Source organism: Paenibacillus sp. FSL H3-0333 (genome assembly GCF_038002805.1).
GTDB classification, from domain to species: Bacteria; Bacillota; Bacilli; order Paenibacillales; family Paenibacillaceae; genus Paenibacillus_AQ; species Paenibacillus_AQ silagei.
Genome location: NZ_JBBODG010000001.1, coordinates 5606950 through 5625333, shown reverse-complemented (window position 1 = coordinate 5625333; position 18384 = coordinate 5606950). Strand labels below are relative to the sequence as shown.

At 51.9% G+C, this 18384-nt stretch carries 18 protein-coding genes and 1 other RNA gene; 11 read left to right on the top strand and 8 right to left on the bottom strand.

Going from position 1 to position 18384, the window contains the following annotated elements; genetic code table 11:
* The first annotated feature begins 2 nt into the window (after positions 1-2).
* Together MHH78_RS24960 and MHH78_RS24955 are read left to right on the top strand one after the other, a co-directional pair.
* Positions 3-2489 (top strand): CoA-disulfide reductase, encoded by a 2487-nt coding sequence (locus MHH78_RS24960; RefSeq protein ID WP_341169168.1) that lies wholly within the window; start codon positions 3-5, stop codon positions 2487-2489.
* A gap of 16 nt (positions 2490-2505) precedes the next feature.
* Positions 2506-2766: a metal-sensitive transcriptional regulator gene (locus MHH78_RS24955; RefSeq protein WP_341169167.1), complete on the top strand. Its 261-nt coding sequence runs from the start codon at positions 2506-2508 to the stop codon at positions 2764-2766.
* A gap of 56 nt (positions 2767-2822) precedes the next feature.
* Here the strand turns inward: MHH78_RS24955 and MHH78_RS24950 are convergent, their stop codons facing one another.
* The 4 genes from MHH78_RS24950 to MHH78_RS24935 all read right to left on the bottom strand — a co-directional run bounded on the left by MHH78_RS24950 (position 2823) and on the right by MHH78_RS24935 (position 6974).
* Entirely contained in the window at positions 2823-4178 is a 1356-nt protein-coding gene (locus tag MHH78_RS24950) for an MATE family efflux transporter (protein WP_341169166.1), read from the bottom strand.
* 133 nt (positions 4179-4311) lie between these two features.
* Positions 4312-5541, bottom strand: a complete 1230-nt coding sequence (locus tag MHH78_RS24945; protein WP_341169165.1) for a putative glycoside hydrolase — start codon at positions 5539-5541, stop codon at positions 4312-4314.
* 241 nt (positions 5542-5782) lie between these two features.
* The gene (locus tag MHH78_RS24940) at positions 5783-5971 is read right to left on the bottom strand and encodes a hypothetical protein (protein WP_171718441.1); all 189 of its coding nucleotides are present in this window, start codon (positions 5969-5971) and stop codon (positions 5783-5785) included.
* Between the two features lie 175 nt (positions 5972-6146).
* The gene (locus tag MHH78_RS24935; protein WP_036725214.1) at positions 6147-6974 is read right to left on the bottom strand and encodes a YitT family protein; all 828 of its coding nucleotides are present in this window, start codon (positions 6972-6974) and stop codon (positions 6147-6149) included.
* A 326-nt stretch (positions 6975-7300) separates the two neighbouring features.
* Here MHH78_RS24935 and MHH78_RS24930 point away from each other — a divergent pair, with 326 nt between their 5' ends.
* Complete coding sequence (locus tag MHH78_RS24930; RefSeq protein WP_036725212.1) at positions 7301-8968, top strand: DEAD/DEAH box helicase; 1668 nt, start codon at positions 7301-7303, stop codon at positions 8966-8968.
* Positions 8969-9043: 75 nt separating this feature from the next.
* Here the strand turns inward: MHH78_RS24930 and MHH78_RS24925 are convergent, their stop codons facing one another.
* Positions 9044-9139 carry a hypothetical protein gene (locus tag MHH78_RS24925; protein WP_036702210.1) on the bottom strand — a complete coding sequence of 32 codons (96 nt, stop codon included), beginning with the start codon at positions 9137-9139 and terminating at the stop codon, positions 9044-9046.
* A gap of 179 nt (positions 9140-9318) precedes the next feature.
* Between MHH78_RS24925 and MHH78_RS24920 the strand changes: the two genes are divergently transcribed.
* The 3 genes from MHH78_RS24920 to MHH78_RS24910 all read left to right on the top strand — a co-directional run bounded on the left by MHH78_RS24920 (position 9319) and on the right by MHH78_RS24910 (position 10993).
* On the top strand, positions 9319-10158 hold the full coding sequence (locus tag MHH78_RS24920; protein ID WP_341169164.1) for a YesL family protein: 840 nt from the start codon (positions 9319-9321) through the stop codon (positions 10156-10158).
* 104 nt (positions 10159-10262) lie between these two features.
* A non-coding RNA gene (gene ssrS / locus MHH78_RS24915) (6S RNA) lies at positions 10263-10454 on the top strand.
* Positions 10455-10603: 149 nt separating this feature from the next.
* Positions 10604-10993 carry a DUF1499 domain-containing protein gene (locus MHH78_RS24910; protein WP_036725209.1) on the top strand — a complete coding sequence of 130 codons (390 nt, stop codon included), beginning with the start codon at positions 10604-10606 and terminating at the stop codon, positions 10991-10993.
* 194 nt (positions 10994-11187) lie between these two features.
* Here MHH78_RS24910 and tpx read toward each other — a convergent pair whose 3' ends face one another.
* Complete coding sequence (gene tpx / locus MHH78_RS24905) at positions 11188-11706, bottom strand: thiol peroxidase (protein WP_076078429.1); 519 nt, start codon at positions 11704-11706, stop codon at positions 11188-11190.
* Positions 11707-11818: 112 nt separating this feature from the next.
* Between tpx and MHH78_RS24900 the strand changes: the two genes are divergently transcribed.
* Together MHH78_RS24900 and MHH78_RS24895 are read left to right on the top strand one after the other, a co-directional pair.
* The gene (locus MHH78_RS24900) at positions 11819-12445 is read left to right on the top strand and encodes a rhomboid family intramembrane serine protease (RefSeq protein WP_076078430.1); all 627 of its coding nucleotides are present in this window, start codon (positions 11819-11821) and stop codon (positions 12443-12445) included.
* A 14-nt stretch (positions 12446-12459) separates the two neighbouring features.
* Positions 12460-13377, top strand: a complete 918-nt coding sequence (locus MHH78_RS24895) for a LysR family transcriptional regulator (RefSeq protein ID WP_076078432.1) — start codon at positions 12460-12462, stop codon at positions 13375-13377.
* 35 nt (positions 13378-13412) lie between these two features.
* Here MHH78_RS24895 and MHH78_RS24890 read toward each other — a convergent pair whose 3' ends face one another.
* Together MHH78_RS24890 and MHH78_RS24885 are read right to left on the bottom strand one after the other, a co-directional pair.
* On the bottom strand, positions 13413-14090 hold the full coding sequence (locus tag MHH78_RS24890) for a zinc metallopeptidase (protein WP_445668066.1): 678 nt from the start codon (positions 14088-14090) through the stop codon (positions 13413-13415).
* 34 nt (positions 14091-14124) lie between these two features.
* Positions 14125-14556 carry a MerR family transcriptional regulator gene (locus MHH78_RS24885; protein WP_036725200.1) on the bottom strand — a complete coding sequence of 144 codons (432 nt, stop codon included), beginning with the start codon at positions 14554-14556 and terminating at the stop codon, positions 14125-14127.
* 562 nt (positions 14557-15118) lie between these two features.
* On the opposite strand from MHH78_RS24885, the gene MHH78_RS24880 reads away from it, so the two are divergent.
* From MHH78_RS24880 to MHH78_RS24870, 3 genes are read left to right on the top strand one after another with little or no spacing between them, the layout of a single operon-like run.
* Positions 15119-16513: an ammonium transporter gene (locus MHH78_RS24880; RefSeq protein WP_076078435.1), complete on the top strand. Its 1395-nt coding sequence runs from the start codon at positions 15119-15121 to the stop codon at positions 16511-16513.
* Positions 16514-16552: 39 nt separating this feature from the next.
* A complete protein-coding gene (locus MHH78_RS24875) occupies positions 16553-17626 on the top strand; it encodes a DUF294 nucleotidyltransferase-like domain-containing protein (protein ID WP_341170373.1) in 1074 nt (357 codons plus the stop codon).
* Entirely contained in the window at positions 17623-18372 is a 750-nt protein-coding gene (locus MHH78_RS24870) for an exonuclease domain-containing protein (RefSeq protein ID WP_036725197.1), read from the top strand. The genes MHH78_RS24875 and MHH78_RS24870 overlap by 4 nt, the downstream gene beginning before the upstream one ends.
* Positions 18373-18384: the final 12 nt, after the last annotated feature.

The following is an 18384-nucleotide window of genomic DNA, read 5'->3' as shown; positions in this document are numbered from 1 at the left end:
GAATGAGCAGAACTATAGTCATTATCGGCGGAGTTGCCGGAGGGGCATCCGCTGCGGCACGCCTAAGAAGACTGAACGAAGAAGACAACATTATCATGCTTGAGCGGGGAGAGCATGTTTCTTTTGCCAATTGCGGGCTGCCTTATTATATTGGGGAGAGTATTGATTCCCGGGACAAGCTGTTTCTGCAGACACCGGCTGGAATCCGGGCACGCTTCAATATTGATGTGAGAATCTTTACCGAGGCGACAGAGATTGACCGTGAACGTAAGCAGGTACACTGCCGCAATGTTACAACAGGCGAGACACTTCAGATTCCATATGATATCGTAGTACTCTCACCGGGAGCGAAGCCGATCGTTCCCCCGATTCCGGGCATTTCAGAGGCTGAGAACCTGTTCACCTTAAGGAATATTCCTGATACAGACCGTATCAAGGCCTATGTGGACAGCCGTCACCCCCGGCATGCCACTGTAATTGGTGCAGGTTTTATTGGTCTTGAGATGGCGGAGAACCTGCGGGAGCGGGGGCTTGATGTCACTGTGATTGACCGGGGTCAGCAGATTCTGAACCCGCTTGATCTGGAGATGGTTCGTCCGCTGGAAGAGCATATGCGTCTGCACGGGGTGGAACTGCGGATGAATGAGGGTGTAGAGGCTATTGAACAGCAAGGCAGCCTGCTCCGTCTCTCCTCCGGCGGGGAGCTTAGAACGGATATGGTTATCTTGGCAATTGGGGTCAGTCCTGAGAATGACCTGGCACGGAGCTGCGGGCTGGAGCTGGGCATCCGGGGATCGGTTAAGGTCAATGCCTCGCTACAGACCAGTGATCCGGCCATCTATGCCGTAGGGGATGTCATTGAAGTGAAGGACCGCGTTCAAGGGTTCGATACCATGGTCTCCCTGGCCTGGGGAGCGAACCGGCAGGGGCGTCTGGCCGCCGATCATATCAACGGCCGGGAAGCCTCTTACACTGGGGCATTAGGTACTGCGATTATCAAAATCTTCGATATGACTGCTGCGCTGACCGGGAATAATGAGAAGACGCTTAAGTCGCTTGGGGTACCTTATGAAGCTGTGCATATCCATCCGAATTCTCACGCCGGTTACTACCCCGGTGCTGCACCGATAGCGCTTAAGCTGCTGTTCAACCCGCAGACAGGAGAGATTTATGGAGCACAAGCGGCCGGAAGTGCCGGAGTGGACAAAAGAATAGATGTCATTGCCACCGCGATCCGCAGCAAGCTTAAGGCAGATGAGCTGGCCGATCTGGAGCTGGCGTATGCGCCGCCGTATTCCTCGGCCAAAGATCCGGTCAATATGGCGGGCTATGTTGCCTCCAATCTGATGGAGGGACTCGTCCGTAATCTGCAATGGCATGAAGTGGATGAATTCACATGTAGTGGCGGCCTCATCATTGATGTCAGAGACGAAGCGGAGCGTTTAGCCGGTTTCATTCCGGGTTCCATCAACATTCCGCTGGCTGAGCTGAGAGGCCGGCTCACAGAGATTCCCGGGGATCGGGAGATCGCCGTGTCCTGCCAGGTAGGGCTGCGCGGCTACATTGCTGCCCGCATGTTAATCCAATACGGATATGCAGTACAAAACGTTGACGGAGGGTACAAAACATACGCAGCGATGGCAAGGGGGAATAACACTGAGATTTCCGGGAAGAGAGAGACACCGGCTTTAAAAGTGAATGCCCCGTCTCCCGCCAGTATAGTCCATAGCCACGAACAGCTCACTCGTAAGCCGCAGCTCCTGCTGGATGCTTGCGGATTACAGTGCCCCGGCCCTATACTCAAAGTATATGAGACTATAAGCTCAATGGAGGAAGGCCAGCGGGTTGAGATTACTGCAACGGATTTCGGTTTTGCCGCTGATATCAGGCAGTGGTGCAGCAAGACGGGAAACACGCTGGAATCTGTGGATGTATCCGGCGGCAAAGTCCAGGCGCTGGTACGGAAGGGAGTAGACCCGTCAGACAGAACCGTAGTTCCGGGGGAACAGTCAGCGGTCTCTGAAGGTACAACGATGATTGTTTTCAGCGGTGATCTGGACAAAACCATTGCTTCCTTCATTATTGCAACAGGCGCCGCAGCGATGGGCAAGCAGGTAACGATGTTCTTTACCTTCTGGGGGCTTAATGTTCTGCGCCGGGGGCAGTCTCCGCAGGTGAAGAAGAATGCTCTAGACCGGATGTTTGGCATGATGATGCCGAAGGGGACGCGGAAGCTTCCCTTATCCCGCATGAACATGGGCGGGCTTGGGTCGAAGCTGATCCGCTATACTATGGGCCGCAAGAATGTGGAATCCCTGGAGAATCTGATGCAAGGCGCACTGAATGCCGGGGTTAAGCTGATGGCCTGCACGATGAGCATGGACATCATGGGCATCAAGCAGGAGGAATTAATAGAAGGTGTAGACTTCGGCGGTGTTGCCAGCTATCTGGGAGCTGCCGAGGATTCCGGCGTGAACTTATTCATCTAGAGGGGGCCAAGGGACAGTGGAGTATGATAAAGCTATTAGCAACCGGTTGAAGCGTATCGAAGGTCAGGTGAGGGGAGTACTCGGGATGCTGGAGGAAGGCAAAGATTGCCGCGAGATCGTGACTCAGCTGACAGCGATACGAACAGCCGTAGACCGCTCTATTGGTGCCGTGATCGGAGACAATCTGGAGCACTGCATTCAGGAAGAGCTTGCGAAGGGGAACTCCCCTGAGCAAGTGATTAAGGAAGCAGTAGATCTGCTTGTAAAAAGCCGGTAATGAAGAACAGCCACAGACGAAGGAGAGTACTCTCCCTTGTCTGTGGCTGTTGTCAATTATGCCTTCTCCGGGGCGAATCTGCGCTGCACCCTGACGAGCCGGCCCAGGAGCAGAATTGCGCCGATTCCAAGGCCGGTAATGAGTCCGATCCAGTAGCCGTAAGCCCCAAGCTCAGTATAAGTAGCAAGCAGGTATCCGACGGGCAGGCCGATCACCCAATAAGCAATGAAGCAGATGACGAACGCAGGATTAACATCCTTATATCCCCGCAGTACACCTTGAGTCGGGGTTGCGATGGCATCGGAGATCTGGAAGAAGATCGCGTAGATCAGGAAATGCTGGATCAGCGAGATCACCTCATGGTCATCCGAATACAGTCCGGCGACATGATTCCCGGCGAAGAGCAGCACCAGCGCTGTGAGCAGGGAGAGGACAGCCGCCGTACCAATGCCCATAATGCCATACTGGCGCGCATCCTTCAGCCGGCCGGAGCCGCTCTCGAAGCCGACGAGAATTGTCAGACTCATGCAGATGCTCAGCGGAATCATATAGAGGGTGGAGGCGAAGTTAATGGCGGCCTGATGGGCAGCGATTGTAATGGTATCGAAGCGGCTCATCAGCAGGGTTACAGCCGAGAACACCGCCGTCTCGAAGAAGATCGAAAAGCCGATAGGCACACCAATCTTCAGCAGCTCCTTGAGACTTACCAGGGACACCGAGTGAAATTTACGGAAAATCTGCAGATTGCGGAAAGGCTCAGCCCGGTAGACGAAGATAAGGGCAATCAGAAAAATGACCCAATACGTGATCGCAGAGGCTACGCCTGCGCCTACTCCGCCAAGGCGGGGGAAGCCGAATTTACCGAAGATCAGCAGATAGTTAAGTCCCACATTGACCGGCAGGGCAATCAGGGTGATGAACATGGAGACACGGGTCTGACCCAGGGCATCAATACAGCTGCGGACAACGGTATAGCCGAACAGCGGAATAATGCCGAAGGAGATAGCACCGAGGAAGCGGAAGGCAATATCTCGTACCGCAGGCTCCAGATTCATGAAATTCAGGATCGGTGTGAGAGCGAGGCTGCCAAGAATCAGCACGAGCACGGATACAATCAGGGAGAGCCAAATGCCCTGCATTACCTGGTTGGCCACATCCTTGCCCCGCTTGCTGCCGAGGAGATGAGACACGATGGGTGTGATCCCCATAAGAATACCGCTAAGGCCTGTCTGGATCGGAATCCACAGGCTTGTTCCGATGGCTACGCCGGCCAGATCATTCGTGCCGAATTTGCCGGACATATTGGTGTCGAAGAAGGTAATGGCCGACAATGCAATCTGAGTAATCAGAATGGGAAGCAATATATGCAGGAATTGCCCGGCCTTTTGTTTAATGGAAGTTGTCTGTTTCATAATCATCAATGCCCCGTTATCTTTATTTTAAATACTTATATTCCCAGTGAAAATATTCCCAGTAAAAAGCCCGGCAGCTGCCGGGCTCTGGATATCATGCGGCTATGGATACATCCGGATAATTGCAGAAAGCTTATTGGTCGTACTTCACATCGGCCGTATAGCGGTTGTTGGCATTCCATAGCAGGAATTCGTCAATATTCTGATCCTTCAAGGCGCGGATCTGATCTTCAACCTGCTTCTTGCCGTATTTGACATAATGCCCGCTGCCCAGCCAGCTGGCGGTGAAATCCTGAATCCATGGGCGGATCACCGGTTTGAAGCTGCCTAGCGGATTAAGCTTCTTGTGTGTATCGACCATTGAGCCCTTAATGGTAGCATAAGGGTCTTTGTCCGGGTCCTTCACATCGAACCAGCCGGTGGAATAATGGCTCGGATAGACCATCGGGCTGATGACATCGACATTCTTGGAGATCTTCACGAAATCCTGGCCGATACCTTCTGCGGCAGGTACCGAGGCGGCATAGCCGAAGATATCCACAGAGATCCGAACCCCCAGCGGTGCCAGCTCAGCTTTGGCATACTTAACAAAGTCGGCGATAATTTCCACGCGCGGTCTGTCGCTCTTCGTGTATTTCAGAGTGTCCGCACGCTTCTCGAAGCCTTCAGGGAAGCGTACATAGTCAAACTGGATTTCCTTGAACCCGAGCTTAACGGCCTCCTTGGCAATATCTACGTTATACTTCCATACATTTTCATTATAAGGATTGACGAAGCTGTCTCCGCCTTTGTTGGCCCAGACTGAGCCGTCTTTGTTTACGAAGGATAATTCCTTGTTCTTTTTGGCGAGCACAGAATCCTTGAATACTACGATCCGCGCAATCGGGTAGACATCATGCTCCTTCAGGCGGGTCATCAGCTTGTTGATATCACCTATGAACGGCTGTGGATGTCCCATTTGCTGAAGCTCAGCATTGTCCGTCTTGTAGGTGATATATCCGGCATCATCCTTAATATCGATAACCATGGAGTTGAGCTCAGTCTTGTCCAGCAGGGCAAGCAGGGTCTCCATCCGTGCACCCCCGGCGCTGTAGGCAGTCACGTATATCCCTTTAACCTTGGGAGCATCCGGCTGCGGATCGGCAAGAAGTGCTGTCTCCGGCGATGCGCCTGGTGAAGGTGCAGGAGAGGCAATACCGCCTCCGTTCGGTGATGCTGCTGCGTCCGGATTGGTGGTGTGTTCAGCGACGATGGGGGGATTCATGGCGCTCTGCAGTACTGCTGCCACATCGGCTTCATGTCCTTGATTCGGGACACCTACGCCTCCCAGGGCCATCATCAGTAAAGCCCAGGTGATATTCATTTCTTATTCGCTCCCTTTATGTACATTCCTTATAAAGTATAAGGTAACGGATGCACCCAAAAAGAACAGACTTGTAACAATACCCGTAATTTTTTGAGGTCATATTTCCGCTCTTGTTGTTTATAAACGGGATGTACAGATTTTGAACCGCTGATTATAAAAGTAAATGCCGCCCCGGACTGGCACGAAGGCCAATGACCAGGACGGCAACTATTACAACTTGCTCTTTAGGGCAGCTTGCTTAATGAAGATACGCAGAATTCTGATGCTCGCAAATGCTGTAATGGATGATATCCATGGCATCTGCCGGTTCCAGAATACTCAGACCGTCACGCAGTACGATTACAGAATTGAGTTCGTCCTGCTTCAGGAACGGTATCATATCCGGATACCACCTCATGACGATTGCTGACAGTTTTACCGTTTCCATTTCCACAAAAATCACCCTTTCCTTTTTCGAATCGAACTGAATCAGAATTCAGGGTCCACCCGGAAAAACGAAGTGCCTGGAAAAAAGAGGGTAAATCACAATCTTCATGAAATTGTTAAGGTCCTGCGTAGCTATAATATAACATAATTTGAACGGATAAGCATTTTCTTATGAATTACCGTTTGCGGAAAGAGCCCATTACACCGACAGTCTCAACAATATTTACAAAAGCCTGCGGGTCGCTTGTTTTAATAATACGTTTCAGTTCTGCAAGCTCATACCGTGTGGTCACTGTCATTAGCATGTCCCGTTCTACATGAGAATAAGCACCTTCTGTCTTAAATTTTGTAACGCCGCGCTGAAGGCCCAGCAATTGCTGCAGCAGCTCGTCAGTCCGGTTGGTGATGATGTACACGGTAACTTTGATGTGGCTGATATGAATCAGGTCGACCACCTTGCCGGTGACGTAAATGGAGACCATCGAAGCAAGCGCCAGATTCCAGTTGTCGTCAAAATAAGCCGCAGCAAGAATGACGAGACCATTGAGACCGACTAGCACACTGCCTACCGGGAAATCCCGGTACCGTGTTATAATGGAGCCCAGAATATCGAAGCCACCTGAGGAGCCTCCTACACGGAAGGAGATGCCTGCACCGGCACCCACAAGCACCCCGCCGAAGACCGAGGCAAGCAGCATATCCGAGGATACTTGAAAGACCGGTACCACGGTCATCAGCCAGGTGGTAGCCCCTACAGAGACCATGCTGAGAATAATAAATCGGCGGCCCAGCTGGAACCATCCGGTAGCAAGCAGCGGGATATTGAAGAGTAAATAGAGTAAGCTGATGTTAAAAGGAGTGAAATAACCGGCCAGCATGGCGAGGCCGGATACGCCTCCGCTGAGCAGTCTGTGGGGGATCAGGAACAGATTAAAGCCGCTTGCGATCATCGCTGAACCGAAGAGGACGGCAAGAAAGCTCCCGAATAATCTTAGTTTAACCAAGCAAATTCACCTCTGAGTGTAGTGTGAGTGTCATGTAAGTAATGAAAGTAAGGAATACACTGGTATTCCTGATTGGGTTTGTGATATAATGTATAGGATATTCTTGAGTAGGACGTTACAATGGTATTTTTGCATTGCTTAGAATGCGAAGCTACAATTGTCAGGTGTATGTAGTGGCCTGATCATAGGACAGTTGTTTGTCCCAATACGCGCTAAACCATGCAGAAAATCCGGCATGATTGGACAGCCTATAAATGTGTTTACCGCTACTTAAGAATACAGACAAGCATGTGGAATGTCCACTGTATAGAAGGAGCATGAATAATTTGAAAACATTCGCAGAATTCGGCTTGGAGCCAAAAGTACTTCAAGCAATCACAGAGCTAGGATTTGAGGAAGCAACACCAATCCAGGAACAGGCTATCCCGCTTGCTATGGCCGGATCGGATCTTATCGGACAGGCACAGACGGGTACAGGTAAGACCGCAGCCTTCGGGATTCCCCTCATCTCCAAGATCGCAAGAGAAGAAGAGAAGATTCTGGCACTGGTAATGACGCCAACACGTGAGCTGGCCATCCAGGTCGCTGAAGAAATCGGTAAGTTGACCCGCTTCAAAGGACTTCGTTCACTGGCTATCTACGGCGGGCAGGATATCGGCCGCCAGATCCGCGGACTGAAGAGAAAACCACAGATTATTATTGGTACACCAGGACGCCTCCTGGACCATATCAACCGCAAGACCATCCGCCTGGATGATGTTCAGACGATCGTACTGGATGAAGCCGATGAAATGCTAGATATGGGCTTCATGGAGGATATCCAGACCATCCTCAAGCTCGTTCCTGAAGAACGTCAGACCATGCTCTTCTCGGCTACTATGCCTCCTAACATTCAACGCCTTGCCCAGCAGTTCTTGAAGAACCCGCAGCATGTATCCGTAATTCCTAAACAAATTAGCGCACCGCTTATCGACCAGGCTTATGTTGAAGTGCCTGAACGCCAGAAATTCGAAGCGCTTAGCCGCTTGATTGACATGGAATCGCCAGATCTGGCCATTGTATTCGGCCGCACGAAGCGCCGGGTAGACGAGCTTGCAGAAGGCTTGCAGAAGCGCGGATATTCCGCTGACGGCCTGCATGGCGACTTGTCGCAGAACCAGCGGGATGCTGTAATGCGCAAATTCCGCGACGGCAGCATTGATGTACTGGTTGCTACAGACGTAGCTGCACGCGGCCTGGACGTATCCGGCGTAACGCATGTAATTAACTTCGACCTTCCGCAGGACCCGGAGAGCTATGTACACCGTATTGGCCGTACAGGCCGCGCCGGCAAAGAAGGAACAGCCTGGTCCTTCGTAACTCCGCGCGAAATGGATCACCTGCACCTGATCGAACGCGTGACCCGTCACCGGATTACCCGCAAACCGCTTCCTACGATGGCCGAGGCTATTGAAGGCAAACAACGCATTACAGCAGAACGTCTGCTTGCAATGGTTGAGGTTGGCGAACTGAACGAATATAAAGGCATTGCCATTCAATTGCTGGAGCAATATGATTCTGTACAGCTGCTGTCCGCAGCTATGAAGCTTCTTACCGGCGATAACAAGGATGCGCAAATTGAGTTGACTCCTGAAGATCCGATCCGTGCCAAGCGCCGCGGCGGCAAGAACGACATCCGTAGCGGGCGTAAGCCTAACGGCGGCTATGGCGGCAACCGTTCCGGTTCCGGTTCTAGCTCCGGTGGCGGCTATCGCGGCAACCGAGACAATGCAAGTGGCGGCGGCTATCGCGGAAATCGTGACAATGCCAGCAGCGGCGGAAGCACCCGTGGCGGCTACAGCAGCGGCTATGGCGGCAACAGCGGAAGCGGCAGCAGCTACGGCGGCGGTTACAAAGGCAACCGTGATGGAGCGAGCCGTAACACAGACGGAAGACCGTCCTCGCGTCCGAGCAGCACAAGCACCCGCCCGGCCAAGCAGGATTTTGACGCTTAAGCTATAACAGAACACCTTGAAGAAGACGAGCAACCGTTACCGGTTCCCGTCTTCTTTTTTTTGCTGTGGATTCACTTAGATGAAGGTACGGCTGATGATGACCAGCAGGATGAAGAGCACGAGAATTGTTCCGGTGGAAGTCCAGGGATTGCAGCAGCCAGGTGCGGACATGAGGTCAACCTCCTTTGAGCATGGGGGATTTGTTGTGGTTACAATGTAATATATGGACGTATTGCAGAGCTTGCTTAGACACTTACCTAGAACTTGTAAACTTGGGCGCTGGAAAAGTCCTGTACAAACAGGTATAGTTAAGATATGCAGTATGCACAAGATAGACAGGAGGAAGGGAATTGGAGTTTAAAGGAGCAATGGGCGGTATATACCGCATCACGGAATGGATCTCACGCATCGCCTTCAGCAATATTTTATGGGCATTGTGTTCGATACCGTTTCTGTTCGCAGGAATTATGAAGATCCTCATGCTGGGTTCAGAAGCAGGCGGACCGAATGAGCAGATTATGCTGAACTGGGTACTTGGGGTATTCGCGCCATTCACTGTATTTCCGGCTACGTCGGCGTTATTTACAGTGGTGCGCAAATGGGTAATGGGCAATACCGATGTAAGTACATTCCGCACTTTTTTTCAGGGATACAAAGAGAATTATCTGAAAAGCATGCTGGGAGGGCTTATCTACACCCTGCTGTTTGTCGTGATGTACGTTGATGTGACCGTATACATGACGCAAATGCCGAATTTCAAGATCGTCGGTATCCTGATGCTGGTGCTGATGATTATTTTGTTCGTATCGATGTTTAACTTCTTCTCCATCGTGGTTCACTACCAGATGACGTTCAAGGAAGTGGTAACCAATTCGATTCTGCTCACGATCGCCCGGCCGATCCGTGTGTTCTCGACGTTGATTGGTTCAGGCGTTCTTCTTTATATAGGTCTGCGGTATCCGGTGCTCTATGTGCTGTGTATTCCTACGCTGATTGCTATGCTCGCCTTCTTTAATTTCTTCGCTACATACAATAAGCTGCAACTACAGGTGGAGAAGAAGAAGCTGGCTGAAGAACAGGCCGCGCTGGAAGCAGCTGAGAATGAAGGTCTGCCGGCCGATGATGATGACGAAGACGAGGATGAAGACGACAGAGATAAGGACACCGGTAAGGATTTCAAGCGGACTTAACATTCCCTTGATCATGAGGGCAGCAATGTCAACGGAAAATGATCCCGGTGTTAAATAAAGCGTATACAGGTTTACTTTTTCGTCAAAACGCAATATAATGATTATAAATCCTGCGATGTACGTTATGGTTGCTCGTTGTTTTGAACCAATGATAATGTCTTGGGAGATCTACATGAAGCGCGGCTGAACAGCCCTGTCTATATGACCTGGGGAATTCAAAAACGACTTCTGCGGTCACCCACCTGCTCTAGCAGGTTCAGAAGACACTGCAGCCGGACGGCATAGGCGGGTTTTCTAATGGAATTGACAAGGCATCCTGTTACCTGCTCACTAGCGGGTAGAGGGTGCCTTTTTCAAGGTTAAAGTGAGCAATGCCCTTTTGTTCCGCGGACAAGAGTGTTACACTTAGGATAGTGAACTTGGGATTTGAAGAGGGGGAAGAATTTTGTCGTTGAAAAGAACCTTGGTCGGTTTATTTCGCAGTCATGACGGAACAAGCGACCGTGCCAAAGATCCGGCATTGAAAACGCGTTATTACAATCTTTCAAGAGACAAGGCGTGGGATGAAGTATCCGCAACGCTGAAGAAAATTCCTGGTTATAAGGTCTTGCATGAAGTGCAGTCTGTAGGGGAGATTACCCTGGAGAAAAGAACGGCGTTAGGCCGCTCGCTGGATATTACCGTATCTGTGTTAAGCACCACGCCCGTACGCTGTGCCGTAGATATATATTCAGCATCCAGAGGGTCGCTTGGCGATCTGGGTGCCAATTACCGTGTCATTCAGCGTTTGTACCAGTCTCTGGATAAGAAGCTGGGCAAATATAAGGTGGATTAAGGACAGCATCCGGGCTTGTATTGCCGGGATTGTATGCGGTTTCCGGGAGTGGGACAGCCCGTTCCGGGCACGGATATCCTTATTGATCATCATACGCAAAAAGCGGAGAAGGATGACCTTCTGCCGCTTTTTTTCAAAAATGTACATTTATAGGCTTGGATGCTGTATAACATATCAGTGCTGTCCGTTTAAGCCTAGAGCAGGGCTTTAACTGCGGAAATCGCCGCTTCGTAGTCCGGGTGCTCAGCCATTTCACCGAGATACTCGACATAAGCCAAAGTGTCGTTCTTGTCTACAACGAAGATGGAGCGCATGTCGAGGCGGAATTCCTTAATCAGGACGCCGTAGGCTTGTCCGAAGGAAGTCTCTTTGTGGTCGGACAGGGTGATTACACTGTCGATGCCTGCGGCGCCGCACCAGCGGGCCTGGGCGAAAGGAAGATCTGTGCTGATGGTGAGGATGACAACATCATCGCCAAGACCGGCAGCTTCACTGTTGAAGCGGCGGGTCTGCGCATCGCACACACCGGTATCCAGGGAAGGTACAACGCTGATCAGCTTGATTTTGCCAGCGTATTCTGTAAGTGTAACATCTTCCAGGAGATTCTTGCTTACCGTGAATTGCGGCGCGGAATCTCCGGCTTTCAGCTGTGGGCCTACCAGAGTAATGGGGTTGCCCTTAAAAGTGGCTACGCCTGTTCTTTCTTGCGTCATGTCCTTGTTTCCTCCTTGAATTGCATTATTGGCATGTACCTGCCAGAATAAATTATAATCTTTTTAGAAGCTGGATGTCGAGCTGGACAACATACATAAAAGGATGGGTGTTATGATTTTTATAAGGTATGAGAAGTGGAGAAGCTATCTCCGGTATTATCCTGTAACCTGTGCGCTGATTCTGGCCAATGTGGTTATGTTCATCGTGCTGTCCCTGAATGGCGGCTCCACCAACCTGTATACACTGGTGGAGTACGGGGCTACGGTCAATGTGGGTGCTGAAACGGATGAGTTGTGGCGCTGCGTGACGGCGATGTTCCTTCACAACGGCTTCGCCCATTTGTTCTTCAACAGCTTCTCGCTGCTTGTGTTCGCCCCGCCGCTGGAGCGGTTGATGGGTTGGTGGCGTTATGCACTGCTGTATCTGGGCGGCGGCTTCATTGCAAATCTGCTGTGGGTTCTTATAAGCAGCCGCGGGAATGTGGAGATTGGAATTGTCTCTGTAGGGGCCTCGGGGGCGATCTACGCCGTCTATGGCGCATTCCTCTATATTGCGGTGTTCCAAAGGGCCATGATGGATGAGGGCTCGCGCAAGACGCTCTACGGACTTCTGATGATGGGGATTATCGTATCCTTTGCCGCTCAAAATATCAACTATATAGCTCATATCGGCGGCCTGATCGCCGGATTCTTCATCTATGGGCTAATCATCCGTGTATTCAAACGAAAACGTCGATAAGGAAGGGTGTAATCGTGGAGCTTAGACAGCTGCAGTATTTTCTGAAGGTTGCCCAGAAGGAACATGTCACCAGAGCGGCGGAGGAGCTGCATGTCGCACAATCTGCGGTAAGCCGCCAGATTCATCAGCTGGAGCAGGAGCTGGGAGTGGATCTGTTCATGCAGAAGGGGAGGAATCTGCAGCTTACGCCTGTCGGGCAGCTCTTTTGCAAAAGAGTGGAGTCGGTGCTGAATGAACTCGACCGGTCGGTGGCGGAGGTGCATGAATTCCTTGACCCGGAGCGCGGCGAGATCCGCATCGGCTTCCCGCACAGCCTCGGGACCCATCTGATTCCCTCCATTGTGGCGGAGTTCCGCCGTCATTATCCCCATGTGAAATTCCGCTTCAAGCAGGGAGCCTATCCATCCTTAATCAAGGATGTTATCTCAGGAGAGGTGGATCTGGCATTCATCTCGCCGTTCCCGGAGAATGTAGGGCATGTGGCCGGAGATATCGTAATGACCGAGGAGCTGTTCGCCATTCTGCCGCAGAATCATCCGCTTGCAAGCAGAGAAGTGATCAGGCTGGAGCAGCTGCGGGACGAGAAGTTCGTATTGTTCAGCCAAGGCTACTCCCTGCGGCCGATTGTCTGGCAGGCCTGCCTTGCGGCAGGGTTCAAGCCGCAGATTGCTTTTGAAGGCGGAGAGACCGATACAATCCGCGGTTTGGTAGCTGCCGGGATGGGGGTAAGCTTGCTGCCGGAGATGGCGCTCTACCAGACCAACCCGATGCAGCCTGCACAGGTCCGGGTGGTGGAGCCTACGATTACCAGAACCGTCGGGCTGATTCACCGGACAGAAGGCAAGCTGCCGCTGGTCGCCCAGTCCTTCCGTAACTTCCTGCTTACCTATTTCAAAGACAGGCACACAGACAATACCCCGGTCGGCTCATAGCCTACCGGGGTATTGTCTGTGTAGTGATATAGATCTTAATCGCGGTTACCGAGGAACATCAGGATCAGGCGGATCAGCTCGATCAGAGATACCAGCGCTGCTGCCACATAGGTGAGCGCTGCGGCATTCAGGACCTTGGCTACGCCGCGCTCTTCATCATTACGGATGAAGCCCTGCTGTACCATGATCTGACGCGCGCGGCTGCTGGCGTTGAATTCAACGGGCAGCGTGACGAGCTGGAAGGCTACTGCGGCAGAGAAGAAGATAATGCCGAGCCCAATAAGGTTGAACGAGCTGAAGATAAAGCCTGCCAGCAGCATGAAGGGAGCGACCCCGGAGGCGAAGTTCACGACCGGGAACATGCGGTGGCGGAGCGCCAGCATCGGATAATGCTCCTTGTGCTGAATTGCATGGCCGATCTCGTGACAAGCGACGGAGACTGCTGCGATGGAGCTTTCATAATATACAGGCTCCGACAGCCGCACAATGCGGTTAATCGGGTCGTAGTGGTCTGTAAGGGTTCCCTGAACCGGTTCGATGGGAACATCGTAGAGTCCGTTGGCATCCAGCATGCGCCGGGCAGCTTCATAACCCGTCAAGCCGTTCATGTTCGGCACCTTGGCCCATTTCTTGAAATTGCCCTTGACCCTGAACTGGGCCCATAGAGAAAAGATAAAAGCGACAGCTAACAATACATACATTAGTGGCATCATATGTGCTCATTCCTCCATTATAAATTACAAGCTGTTACATTGGCGGCCCCTGCGTCAGCAGAAGCCGGATCGCTTCCATACAGGCGACGCCCTGAGGAATCAGTGCTGCCAGTGCCCGGTTAGCCTGGCCCGGCTTCAAACCGCTGATCACGGGCTCCAGGGCCTTCACTTCCCGTTCCAGCTGCTGCATCTGAAGCTCAAGCTGGACCAGCTTGCCGGAGACCTCAGCCTCAGGTGTGGCTGCATTCCACTTGCCCATCAGGGATTTGATTTCTTCCAATGTATATTTCTCTTGCTTAAGCTGATTAATACGTTGCAGAACGACTAAGGTTTCATGACTGTAGAGCCGGTAATTCTTCATGCTTCTGGATTCCGGTGTTATCAGTCCAAGCTTCGTATAATAATCAATGGTACGTTCACTGATGCCGGCCGCCTTGGCCAGCTCTCCGATCCGGTAAAGGGTCATATCTCCAAGTTATCTCACCTCGCTATTTCCTGCGTAAAATAATCATATCAAATTGGAAACCGTACAGTCAAACGTGATGCTTACTTTAAAGTATATGCTGACTTTTCATAAAGATGCTGGGGAGGCAATCGAAGCGAGAATACCCCTTAGAGGATAAAAAGTCATGTTAAACATGACATAACGTGTTACATACTTGAGCGCCCAGGTCATCTGTAAATCATCAGGATCGCGGTGGGCGGAGAGTGCGAAGTGGTGTGATCAAAGGATAATAAAAGGCATGTTTACTAATAGACATTAATAAAAATACAGTATGCAACCTAGGGGAAAGCTCTGTTGACTGTATGCGTTTGCATAATTGGTACGTAAGGAAGCACGCTAGTCCTGGCGGGTTACCGGTAATCATGCTCGGGAGTGGTCCTTGAGTGAAGAATGATACAGCTTCCAGAATTAAATTAGAGCATTCAAAAAAATAGTCTTGTCAATTTACCTGACTTCTGATTATAATGACATTAAGAGTTTCACGCTTTGTTAGAAAATATAACATTGGGGAGTGGGGTACACTATGAAAAAAAAGATGTTGATGATGTTCCTGGGTATGATTACACTAATGATCTATCCGGTCAGCGCCTTCGCGGCTGAGGGTCCGGCAGCACCGGATCTGCAGATTGGACTCGACACTGCATTTACGTTCCTGGCATTTATCCTTGTGTTCTTCATGCAATCAGGATTCGCATTACTTGAGGCGGGTTCGGTCCGGATGAAGAATGCCGGCCACGTGGCCGGTAAGACGGTATTGACACTGGCGATTGCCAGCTTGTGCTTCTGGGCACTGGGCTTTGGCCTTGGCTTCGGTAACGGCAACAGCTTCTTCGGAACTACAGGCTTCTTCTACGGCGGTGATTCTACGGCCTCTGCATTTGAATCCTTGGCCTTCTCCGATGTAACACTAAATACGAAATTCCTGTTCCAAATGGCATTTGCCGCAGTCTCCCTGGCGATTGTATCCGGCGGTATGGCTGAACGTGCTAAGCTTAGCGTATATATTATCTTCGGAATTCTCTTCTCGGTTGTAATTTATCCGGTTGTCGCTCACTGGGTATGGGGCGGCGGCTGGCTGGCAGAGCTGAGCATGCAGGATTATGCAGGTTCTACAGTAGTCCATCTTACAGGTGCAACGGCGGCTGTAGTGGCGACCATTCTCCTCAAGCCCCGTCTTGGCAAATTCAACAAAGAAGGCAAGCCGGTTATTATTCCGGGTCATAACCAGGTCTTCACTGTACTTGGGGTTATCATTCTCTGGTTTGGCTGGTTCGGCTTCAACCCAGGCAGCGCGTTGTCCCCTATGGGCGGATTCTTCGGACACGTAGCGCTGACTACTAACATTGCAGCGGCAGCAGGCGGTCTGGCAGCACTGGCAGCTTCCTGGCTGTACTTCGGTAAATCCGATATTCCGGCCATGCTTAACGGCGTACTGGCAGCTCTGGTTGCCATCACCGGTGCCTGTGCCTTCGTAGAGCCTTGGGCAGCCATCGTTATCGGTCTCATTGCCGGTGCCTTCACCTTCATGACCTCGCAGTGGCTGGAGCGTGCAGGATTGGATGATCCGATCTATGCTTTCTCTGTACATGGTATCGCCGGTATGTGGGGGGCGTTGTCTACAGGCCTCTTCGCAGCACCTGATCTGATTGAACAAGGCGCACTTGTAGGTAAAGCAGGTCTGTTCTACGGCGGCGGCTTCCATCAGCTCGGCGTGCAGGCACTGGGTGTAGTCGGAACCTTCGTGTTCGTGGCTGTGATGTCCTTCGTCATCCTGTATGTAATGAAGATGGTTATGGGTATCCGTGTAACGGAAGAAGAAGAATTGATGGGTCTGGATATCAGTGAGCATGGTACGTACGGTTATCCTGAGCAAATGAAGCTGATTAGTGAATCAGAATCCAAAACCCTCAAACACTAATATTTATACTCAGGCAGGGAGGCGGACCGAGTGGCTTCGATGGAGGCAGCGGATTGGAACGAAGAAGAAAGTTACTTGTCCATCGTAACAGCCGGTTCGCCGGAGGAGCTTAAGGCGAGGCGTACCGCATGTCAACAAGTGCTGCTGGAGCAGCTGAGTGTGATTCCCGTTCAGGAATGGATGCACCGGGTCAATGCGATGCATGACCAGCTTGCCGGGACGGCGGTACGCATATGTGAGGCGCAGATGAAGGAGGCGGGCTACGGCCTGCCTCCCTGCGCCTATTCCTTTATTGTATTCGGCAGTGCGGGCCGGCAGGAGGCTACGCTGTGGAGCGATCAGGATAACGGCTTAATTGTAGAGGAAGCGATGGAGGGTGAGCGGAAAAGGTATTTCGAAGCTTTTGGCAGCATGCTGTCGGATATGCTTGAGGCGATTGGCTATGAGAAATGCGAGGGCAGGGTCATGTGCTCTGAGCCGCTCTGGCGGAAGTCACTGGCAGACTGGAAGCGCCAGCTGGCTGACTGGATGGAGCAACTCGAATGGGAGCCTGTCCGGTACCTGATTATAGCTTCGGATATGCGTCATGTAGCGGGAAGTGAGGCACTGTCTGCGCAGTGGCGGGAAACCCTGCATGCCGGATTCACAGATAACAGCAAATTGACGATGGCGGTACTGCGCAATACGGTGCGCCATAAAGCGACGCTGAATCTGCTGGGGCAGGTGCTCACGGAACGGTTCGGTGATAATGCCGGCGGCTTCGATGTCAAATATGGCCTCTACATTCCGCTTGTCAATATTGTCAGGCATTTGTCGCTGCTGCACGGAATCGAAGCATCTTCGACATTGAAGCGGCTTGATGAGCTGGCTAAGCTGGAGCAGTATCAGCATCTGGAAGAGATCAGGCGCGCTTGTCTGACGGCGCTCAGGATGCGGGTGAACACGCCGTTTACGGTGACGGATGGCCTGCTCGTGAGCAGCGATTATTATGCCGAGCATGATCTGAAGAATAAGCAGCTCCGGGCGGAGCTGCGGGAAAGCCTGCTGCTGATCAGACGCCTGCATAAGGCGCTGCAGCGGCAGCTCCGGTCAGCGGAAAGGAGACAGCTATGAAGGAGCCGAGCAAGGGCGGAGGATTCTGGAATAATCTGCGGCAAGGCGGAATGCCCTCCGCCATCGCTTCCATGAGAGGCGGGGAATCGGCGCAGCAGACAGCCCAGCAAATGGCCTTTATCCGTTCTCTGATGCGCGAGAAACGGCGTCCCGAGGTGCTGCATACTCCGCTGTCTGAACTGGAGACGGTGATATTCGATCTGGAGACTACGGGCTTCTCCCACCAGGGCGGGGATGAGATTATGTCCATCGGGGCGATCCGGGTGGTCGGGGAAGAGATCAAGGCAGAGGAATGCTTCTATACACTGGTGAACTGCGGGGCAACGATTCCGGACAATATTACGAGACTGACCGGAATCTCAGCTGAGATGACCTCCTCTGCTCCGCCGCTGATGGACGGCTTGCATAACTTCATGTCCTTCGTCGGGCAGCGGGTGCTGGTGGCGCACGGAAGTGCCCATGATAAGGCGTTCCTGAATGCCGCCCTATGGAAGACCTCCAAGGTCCAGTTAACCCACCGGGTGCTGGATACGATGATGCTGGCCCGCTGGCTGGAGCCGCACCGCAGCAATTACACGCTGGATGAGCTGCTGGCGGTTCATGAGATTCCCATTGAGGGCCGCCATCATGCGCTGGAGGATGCCAAGATGACGGCGAAGCTGTGGGTAGCTTACATCCGCCAGATCTTACAAAAGAATCAGGTAGATACGTTAGGCGACTTGTATGCCTATCTAAGCAGGACATGAGGGTTATTGTGT

What these genes read in the sequence shown, in the direction of transcription:
- MHH78_RS24960 (WP_341169168.1), top strand. Translation starts at nt 3, where the DNA reads ATGAGCAGAACTATAGTCATTATCGGCGGAGTTGCCGGAGGGGCATCC.
- MHH78_RS24950 (WP_341169166.1), bottom strand. Translation starts at nt 4,178, where the DNA reads ATGAAACAGACAACTTCCATTAAACAAAAGGCCGGGCAATTCCTGCAT.
- MHH78_RS24945 (WP_341169165.1), bottom strand. Translation starts at nt 5,541, where the DNA reads ATGAATATCACCTGGGCTTTACTGATGATGGCCCTGGGAGGCGTAGGT.
- MHH78_RS24940 (WP_171718441.1), bottom strand. Translation starts at nt 5,971, where the DNA reads ATGGAAACGGTAAAACTGTCAGCAATCGTCATGAGGTGGTATCCGGAT.
- MHH78_RS24925 (WP_036702210.1), bottom strand. Translation starts at nt 9,139, where the DNA reads ATGTCCGCACCTGGCTGCTGCAATCCCTGGACTTCCACCGGAACAATT.
- tpx (WP_076078429.1), bottom strand. Translation starts at nt 11,706, where the DNA reads ATGACGCAAGAAAGAACAGGCGTAGCCACTTTTAAGGGCAACCCCATT.
- MHH78_RS24900 (WP_076078430.1), top strand. Translation starts at nt 11,819, where the DNA reads ATGATTTTTATAAGGTATGAGAAGTGGAGAAGCTATCTCCGGTATTAT.
- MHH78_RS24890 (WP_445668066.1), bottom strand. Translation starts at nt 14,090, where the DNA reads ATGATGCCACTAATGTATGTATTGTTAGCTGTCGCTTTTATCTTTTCT.
- MHH78_RS24885 (WP_036725200.1), bottom strand. Translation starts at nt 14,556, where the DNA reads ATGACCCTTTACCGGATCGGAGAGCTGGCCAAGGCGGCCGGCATCAGT.
- MHH78_RS24880 (WP_076078435.1), top strand. Translation starts at nt 15,119, where the DNA reads ATGAAAAAAAAGATGTTGATGATGTTCCTGGGTATGATTACACTAATG.
- MHH78_RS24875 (WP_341170373.1), top strand. Translation starts at nt 16,553, where the DNA reads ATGGAGGCAGCGGATTGGAACGAAGAAGAAAGTTACTTGTCCATCGTA.
- MHH78_RS24870 (WP_036725197.1), top strand. Translation starts at nt 17,623, where the DNA reads ATGAAGGAGCCGAGCAAGGGCGGAGGATTCTGGAATAATCTGCGGCAA.